The 11,729-nt window shown below is 47.8% G+C and carries 6 protein-coding genes, 1 tRNA gene and 1 pseudogene; 6 read left to right on the top strand and 2 right to left on the bottom strand.

Annotated features, from left to right (window positions below):
* Positions 1–64: 64 nt before the first annotated feature.
* Positions 65–1,504, top strand: a pseudogene (locus BUB73_RS11605) (SLC13 family permease); the annotation flags it as partial.
* 513 nt (positions 1,505–2,017) lie between these two features.
* On the opposite strand, the gene BUB73_RS11600 reads toward BUB73_RS11605, so the two are convergent.
* Positions 2,018–2,083 (bottom strand) — tRNA-Val (locus tag BUB73_RS11600).
* A gap of 143 nt (positions 2,084–2,226) precedes the next feature.
* Between BUB73_RS11600 and BUB73_RS11595 the strand changes: the two genes are divergently transcribed.
* Positions 2,227–3,264 (top strand): tyrosine-type recombinase/integrase, encoded by a 1,038-nt coding sequence (locus tag BUB73_RS11595; RefSeq protein WP_073286057.1) that lies wholly within the window; start codon positions 2,227–2,229, stop codon positions 3,262–3,264.
* Positions 3,265–3,374: 110 nt separating this feature from the next.
* Here the strand turns inward: BUB73_RS11595 and BUB73_RS11590 are convergent, their stop codons facing one another.
* Positions 3,375–4,955: a hypothetical protein gene (locus tag BUB73_RS11590; protein WP_073286054.1), complete on the bottom strand. Its 1,581-nt coding sequence runs from the start codon at positions 4,953–4,955 to the stop codon at positions 3,375–3,377.
* A 269-nt stretch (positions 4,956–5,224) separates the two neighbouring features.
* On the opposite strand from BUB73_RS11590, the gene BUB73_RS11585 reads away from it, so the two are divergent.
* From BUB73_RS11585 to BUB73_RS11570, 4 genes are all read left to right on the top strand, one after another.
* Complete coding sequence (locus BUB73_RS11585; RefSeq protein WP_073286051.1) at positions 5,225–5,536, top strand: hypothetical protein; 312 nt, start codon at positions 5,225–5,227, stop codon at positions 5,534–5,536.
* 78 nt (positions 5,537–5,614) lie between these two features.
* Entirely contained in the window at positions 5,615–7,108 is a 1,494-nt protein-coding gene (locus tag BUB73_RS11580; RefSeq protein ID WP_073286048.1) for a class I SAM-dependent DNA methyltransferase, read from the top strand.
* An 11-nt stretch (positions 7,109–7,119) separates the two neighbouring features.
* On the top strand, positions 7,120–8,277 hold the full coding sequence (locus BUB73_RS11575) for a restriction endonuclease subunit S (RefSeq protein WP_073286045.1): 1,158 nt from the start codon (positions 7,120–7,122) through the stop codon (positions 8,275–8,277).
* 4 nt (positions 8,278–8,281) lie between these two features.
* Entirely contained in the window at positions 8,282–11,614 is a 3,333-nt protein-coding gene (locus BUB73_RS11570; RefSeq protein WP_073286042.1) for a DEAD/DEAH box helicase family protein, read from the top strand.
* Positions 11,615–11,729: the final 115 nt, after the last annotated feature.

The following is an 11,729-nucleotide window of genomic DNA, read 5'->3' as shown; positions in this document are numbered from 1 at the left end:
GATTCTCAATTATGAATTAAAGACATTGCCATAGGTATCCTTTTATTCTAAATTTGGGCGCACTATGACAAAGGCTAAATTCATCAAATTCGTTATCGCAACAATCCTCGCAATTGTTGCTCTCTACTTGCCGTACGAATCCCTGGGATTCGATGCAGCAAGCCCCATGGGCATCCTGAACCCGCTGGAAATTCGCGTCATTGGCGTATTCGTCATGGCTGCTCTCTTCTGGATTCTCCAACCGTTCCCGATCTGGTCCACCTCCATGCTGGTGATCGTCCTCATGATCATCACCATGTCTGATTCCTCCCTGTCCATGTTCCGTGTTGATGGCGTTACCATGATTAGCCACAAGTCTGTGATGGCTACCTTCGCTAACCCCATCATCATGCTGTTCCTGGGAGGTTTCTTCCTGGCAGCTGCCGCTACCAAGTACAAGCTGGACTTGAACCTGGCTCGCGTGCTCCTGAAGCCTTTCGGAAAGAACCCGAAGTTCGTGCTCCTGGGCCTCATGCTCATCACCGCCGTGTTCTCTATGTTCATGAGCAACACCGCTACCGCCGCTATGATGCTGGCTATCTTGGCTCCGGTTCTGAAGCTGTTTGATGAAAACGACCGCGGTAAGGCTGCTTTCGCTCTCGCCATTCCTCTCGGTGCAAACATCGGTGGTATGGGTACCCCGATCGGTACTCCTCCTAACGCTATCGCTCTTGGCGCCCTGAACGACGCTATCGCCCGCGGCGACCTGGCTGCAAACCCGGTTTCCTTCGGTCAGTGGATGGCTTTCGGCGTTCCCTACGTTATTATTCTGATGGTTATCGCATGGGTTCTCTTGATGAAGATTTACCCCATCAAGATGAAGGAAATGATCCTGAACATCGAAGGCGCTGGCAAGTTCGACACCAGCCCCAAGGCCATCATCGTCTACATTACTTTCGTTCTCTGCGTTCTCCTGTGGGTTACCGGTAAGGGTGTCCATGGCATTAACGACAACGCTATCGCTATGATTCCTATGGCAGTGTTCGCCCTGACTGGTGTTATCACCAAGAAGGACCTGAACGAAATGAGCTGGGACGTTCTGTGGCTGGTTGCTGGTGGTTTCGCACTGGGTGTTGGCCTCAACGCTACCGGTCTTGCCGCTCACTTGATCAAGACCATTCCGTTTGCAAGCTGGTCTCCGGTTGCTCTCATGGTCGGTTGCGGTATCATCTGCCTGTTCATGGCTAACTTCATGAGCCATACCTCTACTGCAACTCTTCTCGTTCCTATTCTTTGCGCAGTTGGCATTGCTTGCCAGGACAACCTCACCGGTCTCGGTGGCGTTACCGCTCTCCTGGTTTCTGTTGCCTTCGCTTCTTCTCTCGGTATGTCCATGCCGATCTCCACTCCGCCTAACGCTCTTGCCCACGCTACCGGCTACACCGATACCAAGGGTATGGCAATCACTGGCGTTGTGATGGGTCTCGTTGGTCTCGTACTCTCCTGGGGTATGATGATTATCCTGGCTAAGGCTCAGTTCTTTGGCGCTCCCGTTGTGAAGCCCACCGAAGCTGCTCCGGTTGCTGCACCTGTGGCTACTGAAGCTCCGGCTCCTGCCGCTGTTGCTGACACCGCCGCTGCAGTTGCTGCCGATAGCACTGTCGCCCTGCCGGCTGACTCTGCCGCCAAGGTTGAAGTGGTTGACTCCGCTGCTGCCGCTCCTGCTGCAGAAGCTGCTAAGGTTGAAGAAGTTAAGGCTGAAGCTGCTCCCGCCGCTGAAGCCCCGGCTGCTGCCGAAGCTAAGTAATTAAGGTGGCGGGTTCTTCCCGCTGCTATATCGCGGGCCTGGTCCCGCAAACATTCGCAAGTTTAGCGGAATAGAGGCGCTCTGGAAACAGGGCGTCTCGTTTTTTTTATGCGGTCTGGGAACTTGACTTTCTGAATTCTACGCCAGTCCTTCAAAAAGGGATGACGGACTTTGTTTGACGTATTTTATATATACGAAAAAAACCTCGCTTTTCAGCGAGGTTTCTTTCAGTGGTCGATACAGAACTCGAATCTGTGACCTCTACCATGTCAAGGTAGCGCTCTAACCAACTGAGCTGAAAAGTGTCGATTTTGAACGAAAAACGGCAAATTGTCGAAAGATGTGCTAAATGCTGATATGGTGTGAGAGCCATTAGAAATGCAACACAGCTCAAATTCTGTGACCATTTTTGTGACCACTTCCGAGTGGCAAGGATAAGCATGAAAGAGCTAGTAAGCATCAACAAGCGAAAGCTAAAGACCAAGGGCTGTTATTCGTTGTTTCTCTGTTATGAGTTTGAAGGTAAGCGAAGAAAGCGATACTTGAATTTGCATTTGCGGCAAGGCGCCACCGATGAAAATAGGTTGGCAATGCAAGAAGCGCAAAAGCATAGGTTAGAACTGATTAAGGAGTTGGAATTAGGCTGCGTAGATAGGGGTAGAATCACATTTAGCACCTATGTTAAGCAAATGGGTGGTGTGTTTGAAATAAACACGCAAAGAGCCCACAATGCTGCAATAAAGCTGGTTGATGCGTATTCGCCTAACATTAGGATGAAGGACATTGACCGGCGTTGGTTCGCTGGGTTCGTGAATTTCCTCCGGGCCCGTAAAAATCATGTGAACACGATTAACACACGATGCAACTTTGTTAAGTCGGTATTACATCGGGCATTTATAGATGGTGTTGTTCTTAACCGGGTTGATACGCGAGGTTTGATTCCCTCTGTCCGCAAACCGAACCGAATTTTTTTGTCATTGGATGAGTTAAGGCTTCTTATTCAAACACCGCTATATAGGGAAGATGTTAAGCAGGCGTTTCTATTTGCTTGTTTCACCGGTCTGCGAGAATCGGATATATACGGCTTGTTGCATTCTAATATAACGAATAACATCCTTGAAGTGCTTATGAAGAAAACTAAGGAAACGATAAGAATACCCTTGTCAAAAAATGCGCTGAAATTTCTTCCAGCGAAGACTTCAAGTGAGCCGTTGGTGTTCCCGTCTTTACCAAAATCCGTGTCTCACCTTAACCGTATTATACGCAGATGGGCAAGGGATGCTGGTGTTGGCCGGTGGCGCCAGATTAGCATGCACATCGCACGGCATACCTTTGCATGCTTGCTTGCACAGAATGGGGCTGATTTATACTTGGTGCAGAACTTGTTGGGGCATCGTAAAATTGAGACTACACTTATATATGCTAAGTGCGTGATGTCGCAGAAACGGGATGCGGTTAATAAGATACCTTTGATTTGATGTACAAAAATTGATTGAATGGTTGGCGCCTCCTTCTGTATGGCTATTTTGTGAAAATGAATGCCTCTCCTTATTGGAGAGGCTTCGTTATCATCCATCAGGATGCTGATTTAGGCTGCGAAGGCTGACGGTAATGATTGAGACTGCTTCACGCGGGTGAGCAACCCCAAATCACCGGCAACCGCATTCATGATGCTGGCCGCTTCACCAACCTTACTTTGGGGTACAACAAGAGCATCGTACACGTAAATAAAGTGAATGCCGGCTGCGTAGAACTTCCGGATGATTTCGGTCATTAAACCTACTTCTAAGGCGAACAAAAGCTTAGATGTGCCTTTATGCCCATCGCGGCCTAGCTTGGTTTTCTTAACCAGCGCCATAAATACAGGCATTTGTCTGTATACCTGATGGATTTCCTTGTTATTCATTGAGACGCTACGACGATTAAAATAGGCAAGGTGTTCCTTCTTTACATAACCACGAACATCGGCAACGTCCATGCTAGTTATCTTACCCTTCTTGCGCAGGTCCTTAGCTATGCCAAGCCTGATGAGCTCTGCGGCAACGCCGCCATGGATATCACCGGTGGCGTTAAGCACATTCTCAAAGTATTCTCGCTCGTTCATAGGCAATTCTTCCTTGAACAACCCGTACAGCATATGTGGGTGTAGTCCATTGAAATCAAGCTCGCACGTAACTTCTCCGTCAATCAGTATCAGTTCCCTTATCCATGAGGCCATTCGGTTGAAGCCATCCGTTACGCGCGGGCATAAAGCGCTATCGTGCGGCACCGGCAAACCGGATTTTAACAACCGCTGGTATTGCTCTATATCTTCATCAAGAATTCGCACACTATGTCGATCGTTGGCACGGCGGGCCACCCAGTACTCCATTGCGCGCTTTGATTTATTGGTAAGGGCGTAGATACAGCGCTTGCCCTTACGCATAACCTTATTGGCATCAAGTTGTACGGCTATGGCTTTTACTTGGGCTAAATCAGGAAGGGTGTAATGAGGATAAGACCAGAGTAATGCTGAAGAAAGTTCATTGAACATTTGCTGTCGGCTCCACATCCGGTAACCATCAGCTTCTTTCAAGGGTACATGAACTCTAGCTCGCTTTAGCAAGTCTTCGTTTATAGAGTAGCTATAGCTGTATTCCCCAGGGCAATAACTTCTGTCGACTTTGATGATGCCGGCGATTTCTAGTGAGTCTATAAGTTGCTTCGCGGTTGCTAATTGCGCGCCCGTAGTGCGGCGTGATAGCTTACCCAGCAATCTGTTGAAAATTTTAGCGGGAATAGTCTTACTAAAATCCTTGCTTTCGCCATCAAGATTGCTTCCGTCTCTTGCCAATATCATGTGGACTATTACCATGCATGCTTCTACCTCTTCTTCATGAGGAAGGCGACCGTCAGCAAATCTAACTGTATTGCGAATTTCCGTTGCAAGTCCCATTGGAACATATACTTCATGTAGGGCGCCATCATCCCACTTCAATGGCGCCGCTCCAACATTTAAGGCGCTATCCCCCTTAAGGCTGCCGCTAAATACCGGTATAGGGGCTGAACAAATGCCTTGGAATGCATGTTGTATATTGCTTAGCCAAAGGTCTGTATTGGGAATGGCAAGCAGGTCTAGTTCTTGGGAGTTATTGGAAGTTACTTCTTCATAATTATAAGTGGTCTCCATTCATAATAACCAGCTTAAGTTACCATAAAATTAGCTTTTTCGATGGTTCTTGTCATGCTGTTCCCGCATTCTTTTTGCGGGTGAAAAATGCGGGGATTATAATTGCCGTATGGATTGAAAACGCATGAGAAATGCTGAAATTAGATTGAAATCGCTAATGTAGATGGTGTTGCCGGAGTGGCACCTTCGAATCATATTATGGTAGCTCGTTAGCTACTATACGGGTCTAATTACTTATAAACTATTAGCATATAACCTTGTAGACTTCTATGAATTCCGATTTATTCTCTGTTGATTTCGCTGACATTCAACCCGCTAATGTTGTGGCCGGTTTGAAGCCCGTAATTCTCAAACATCTTGATTCCGTAGCATACACCTTAGGCTTCGACCCCTACCATGGATTTACCCTGGAAAAGGCTCGGTACGCACTAATTGACAAGATATCCGAGGGCGGGGATGATGCGAATGAATATCAGGCGTTGCTTGATAAGACCAACGAATATATTGCACAGCTGACCTATCAGCGCCGGTTGCTGAAGGCATTGGGGCTAAATCCGGCTGACATTGAACTATATGATTAGCTAGTTGAAAAAGTGTAACAAAAAATGACATGATGTTATTGTATATTTCCTGATGTTAATTACATCAGGATTTTTTATATGATAACGGGCGAAATCAAGAACCGTATTGACGCAATCTGGGATACCTTCTGGACTGGTGGAATAACCAACAGCATTACCATCCTCGAGCAAATGACCTATCTCTTCTTCATGAAGATGCTGGATGATGCACAGATGAAGAAGGAGGCTGCCGCTAACGCCATGGGCGCCAAGGTGAAGGCCCCTGTCTTCAAGGCTGGTAATTGGCATAATCCCGATACGGACAAGGATGTTCCCTACAAGAACCTCCGTTGGAGTGAATTCAAGAACAAGGAAGCTGAGGCCATGTTCGCCACCATCAGCAAGGATGTGTTTGTCTACATAAAGACCTTGAATGAAGGCAAGGAGAGCGCTTACAGCCGCTTCATGGACAGCGCCACTTTCCTTATCCCGAATGCCCGTACCCTCGATAAGATTGTTCAGGGTATTGATGGTCTCGACATGAACAACCGTGACACCATGGGTGACGTGTACGAGTATGTCTTGGGCAAGATGGCCGCTAGTGGCAACAATGGTCAGTTCCGTACTCCGCGCCACATTATCCGCATGATGGTTGACATGATGGAGCCGAACCTGGACGATACGGTATGCGACCCGGCCATGGGTTCTGCGGGCTTTATCGTTGAAGCAGCGAAGTTCGTGCAGGAACACCATAAGAAGGATTTTCTGAAAAAGGATAAGTCCGACCATTACCGCAACGAAATGTTCCATGGCTTTGACACGGACCAGACCATGCTCCGCATAGGCGCCATGAACCTGATGCTGCACGGTGCCGACAATCCGGACATTGCGTATCGCGACAGTCTTAGCACCGACAATACCGACGAGAACCGGTATTCCCTGTGCCTTGCCAACCCTCCGTTTGCAGGGTCGCTCGACTACCAGGCCATCAACAAGAACCTGCTCGCCATCACCAAGACCAAGAAAACTGAATTACTGTTCCTGGCCCTGTTCGTGCGTATGTTGCGTATGGGCGGCCGTTGCGCTTCCATTGTGCCGGATGGTGTGCTGTTCGGCAATAGTACCGGCCATAAGGCTATCCGTAAAGAAATAATCGAGAATCAGCGCCTTCAGGCTGTCATTAGCATGCCCAGCGGCGTATTCCAGCCCTACAGCGGCGTTTCCACGGCAATTCTCATCTTCACCAAGACTAATGCTGGCGGCACCGATAAGGTGTGGTTCTATGACATGAAGGCCGATGGCTACACTCTGGACCAGAAGCGCACAGAATGCGTTGAGAACGACATCCCGGATATCATTGCCCGATGGAAGAACCTGGATGCCGAAACGGACCGCACTCGCAAGGACCAGTCCTTCTTTGTGCCGGTGGATGAGATTGTAGCCAATGACTACGACCTGTCCATCAACAAGTACAAGGAAGTGGAAAAAGTCAAGGTGGAGTACGAGAACCCCAAGGTTGTGTTTGCTCGTATCCAGGCTCTCCAGGGCGAAATTAACGCCGCCATGGACGAGTTTCGCGAGAAGTTCCTGTAGGGCGGTGCTGTATGAAGCAGAAGTGGACTTGTAAGACACTAGCTGAAGTCGGAACCATTGTTGGTGGGAGTACCCCGAAAACCAATGTCGCTGAATTTTGGGACGGGAAAAACTATTGGGTTACGCCGGCTGAGTTAAAGGGTGACAAGTATATTAACGAGACGGAACGTACTATTACCGATATGGCGGTAAAGTGCACGAACTTGACTCTACTTCCCGTGGGAACTGTATTGCTCTCCTCTCGAGCTCCGATAGGTAAGGTTTGTATTACTCGTACACCTATGTATTGTAACCAAGGCTTCAAGAACATTATATGCTCCGAAGACTTGTATAACGAGTATCTATACTGGTGGTTGAAGGGGAAAACAGCCTATCTTAACTCGCTAGGTGTTGGTGCGACATTCAAGGAAATATCCAAGCGAACCGTTGAACATATTGAAGTTCCGGTACCGCCGAAGGATGAGCAGGAACGCATCGTTGCCGAATTGGACTTGCTGACCGGCGTCATCGAGAAGCTGAAGGCTCAGCTCCAGGAATACGATAAGCTGGCCCAATCCATCTTCTACGATATGTTCGGCGACCCTATCGAAAACCCCAAAGGCTGGGATGTCAAGGAACTTGGCAAAGTGTGTGATGTCCGAGATGGAACACACGATTCTCCGGATTATGTAGAACAGGGTTATCCCCTTGTAACCTCCAAAAATGTCGTCGATGGTGATATTTCATTCGATAATGTGAATTACATTTGCCAGGAAGATTTCGATAACATTTCGAAGCGTTCTTATGTAGATGATGGTGATATTATCATGCCTATGATAGGAACCATTGGTAAACCTGTTATTGTTCGCAAGACTCGTGAATTTGCGATTAAGAACGTTGCACTAATAAAGTTTAAGGTTGATACTGAGGTCGTTAACCTATTTGTTCGCGCAATTATGTCTAGTGCTGCTTTTGATACTTACATGAAAACGAAGAACAAGGGGGGAACGCAGAAATTTATTGCTTTAGGGGATATTCGTAAGCTCTGTATTCCCGTCCCTCCGCTCGCCCTCCAGCAATCCTTCGCCGACAAGATAGCTTCCATCGAGAAGCAGAAGGCCGCTATAACTCAGTCTATAGCCGAGACGCAGAAGCTCCTAGACTATACCATGGACAAGTATTTCGGGTAATGTTATGATGAACTTTGACTACTTGAAGGATTGTGGTTTAGACCATCTGTATGGTCTCTGTTCCGGCGCCGAGGGCAATCAGGTCCAGCATCCTGATATCTGTGCCATCAATGCACGCAGGGCCCTTGAATATGTGGTCAAGTCCATCTATGCGATGAAGAAGGTTGAGCTCCCGCCTAAAACAGCTCTTATTGACCTCATTGATGGTGAGCCGTTCAGTAACTTTGTCAATGATGGGAAAGTCATGAGGGCTGCCCATTATATCCGCAGGATAGGCAATGCCGGCGCCCATGATGACCATGTAGGCAAGAAGGAATCCTTTTTCTGCCTCCTAAACCTGTATAATGTGGTTGCCTCGGTACTGATTAAGCTGAAAGTGGTTGAAACCGTGGCGCCTTTTGACAGGACTATCATTCCGGATAGCAAGTTTATGCCCACCTTGGCAGCCACAGCGCTGTCGATCGACAGCGCTAGTGCTCTTGCCAATAAAGCGGATAAGGCTGCGTTGGATGATGATACTCCAGTCAAGGAGATGCCCAGTACCTTATCGGAAGCGGAAACAAGGCGCATATACATTGAATTGATGCTCCGTGAAGCTGGCTGGGATATCCTGGATACCGAGGGAACGGTAAAACCTTCTAAGGCCTGTATTGAAGTGGAAGTGGATGGCATGCCCAATGAACATAAGATTGGGTATGCCGACTACGTTCTGTTCGGCGCCAATGGGTTGCCGCTGGCCGTAGTGGAGGCCAAGAAGGCCTCTGTATCTCCCATCAAGGGGAAACACCAGGCTGAATTATACGCAGATTGCCTGGAGAAGCAATACGGCGTTCGTCCCGTCATATACTACACCAATGGTTTCGAGACCAACATTATTGATGGCCTTGGATATCCTCCTCGCCGCTTGTACAGCTTCCATACGGAAGAAGACCTGGTTCGGCTAATACAGAAACGAGGCCGTAAGGATATCTCCGATTTCTCCGTGAAGCCTAACATCACAGACCGCCACTACCAAAAGATGGCTATCAAGAAAGTCTGCGAATGGTACAACGAGAAACATCGCCGAGGCCTCCTAGTAATGGCTACCGGCACCGGCAAGACCCGCGTCTCCATTTCTATGGTGGATGTGCTGATGCGTAATGACTGGGTTAAGAACGTGCTATTCCTAGCTGATAGAACTTCCCTTGTATCCCAGGCCAAGAAGAACTTCGCGAAGCTGCTGCCGAACACATCGATAACAGTACTGAGTGACCAGAGTAATAAGGCCGGAATAGACCCGAATGCCCGTATTGTGTTCAGCACGTACCAGACAATGATAAACTACATCGACTCCGAGGATAAGCCGTTCTCCGTAGGTCGATTTGATTTGATTATAATCGATGAAGCTCATCGTAGCATCTTCGGTAAATACGGCGCCATATTCAACTACTTCGATGCTCTCCTGTTAGGTCTTACCGCAACGCCCCGTGATGAAGTGGACAAGAGTACCTATGACCTGTTTGGGATGGAAGAAGGTCAGCCGAATTATGCCTATGAATTGGCTGATGCTGTTGCCGACAAGTTCCTGGTGGATTACCGCGGGTTTAAGCGAGGCTCGCTGATATTGAGCGAAGGAATCAAGTACAGTTCTCTCTCCGAGCAGGAGAAGGACCAGCTTGAACGTGTGTGGGCATACGAGGAAACTCTCCAGGAATTAGACCCGAATGTAAACGTACGTGGCCGAGATATCCAGAGCAATGAAATTTTCAAGTACATCTATAATGAAGGAACGATAGACAAGGTTCTTCAAGACCTCATGGAGAATGGCTTGAAGGTGCAAAGCGGCGAACGTATAGGCAAGTCCATTATATTTGCCTATAACCACAAGCACGCCGAGCTAATCGTTCAGCGGTTCCATCACCTGTATCCGGAATATGGCCCCGAGTTCTGTGTCTTAATTGATAATTACGTGACCTATAGTCAGGATTTGATTGAGAAGATGGAGGTCCGCGATAATGACCCGCAGATTGCCGTCTCTGTTGACATGTTGGATACCGGCATCGACATTCCAGATGTGTTGAATCTGGTCTTCTTCAAGATGGTCAAGTCCAAAATAAAATTCATGCAGATGATTGGACGTGGTACGCGACTTTCCAGCAATATCTTCGGCGCCGGTAAGGACAAGGAATGTTTCTACATTTTTGATTGGTGCCGCAACTTCGAATTCTTCGAGAAGAATCCGGATGGGAAAGCTGTGAAACAGAACGCATCATTGACGGAACACTTGTTCGGGTTACGTGCGGAGATTGCCTTCCATCTGCAACACCAAACCTACCAGGAAGATGAATTCTGTCGGAATCTACATGACGAACTTAAGGCTATAATGAAGGGACAAGTGGCTTCGCTCTCCGATAGTCACATTTCAGTTCGTAATCGCTGGGAAGCCGTAAGCCATTTCAAAAGTGATGATGCTTGGGTATGTCTTACCGCAGGCAATGTTGAAACACTCAAACTTGATATCGCTCCATTGCTGCCTCGCAACACCCAGGATGAAAATGCCAAGAAATTTGATGTGCTGATTCTAGCCATTGAACTGGGCTATGTCAACAGCGAATTTAATGCCAGTAAGCCCATCATCAACGTCCAGGGTATTGCAGAACGCCTGTTGAATAAGGCTACTATTCCGCAGGTGGTTGCCAAGATGGATACCATCAAGGATGTACTGAATCCTACCGCGTGGGAGAATATGTCGTTGCGGTGGTTGGAAAAGGTTCGGGCAGACCTTCGTGACCTTGTTAAGTTCCTTGTCGGTGACGGAGGCAAGACATTCACAGTAGATATAGCAGATATTATCTCCAATGAGGGCATGAGCTCCGGCATCCAAACCCGTGTCACCTATAAGCAGAAGGTCATGGATTACTTGGCTACCAAGGATTTCAATCCGGTACTCCAGAAGATTTACAATCTGGAACAGCTCTCCAATGATGATATCGTTGAACTTGAACGCGTAATGTGGAAGGAATTGGGCTCCAAGGAGGACTACGATGCGTTCATCGATGGTATGCCATGCGGTGAGAATGTTGCCATCCTAATCCGTTCCCTGATTAAGGTGGACCGCAAATTGGCCCTAGAACGATTCAACAAGTTCCTTTCTGGTAGCGTGCTGAATGCAGACCAAGAAGAATTTGTCCTCGACATAATTACCTACGTGTGCGAGAATGGGGACATCACCACAGATACCGTGGTTAATGAATCTCCTTTTGACGAACAGCTGGAAGTTTTCAATGATAAGATAGTTGCATTGCGCAAATACATTGAGAATATACACGGGGTGGTTACGCCTAGCCAGCAAGCTTAGCAACTATAGTTTGTTTAATGAGGGGCGCATCATTTACATTAGGGCATAATCACGGCAGGTCAATCCTGGTATTTATCTAGTGCGTAATTAGGACGCGTTGAGCTGCATTAAGAAG

The organism is Fibrobacter sp. UWH6 (assembly GCF_900142465.1).
Taxonomy (GTDB): Bacteria; Fibrobacterota; Fibrobacteria; order Fibrobacterales; family Fibrobacteraceae; genus Fibrobacter.
Note: the sequence above shows the minus strand (reverse complement) of the source record. Positions and strands in the feature narration are given on the sequence as shown.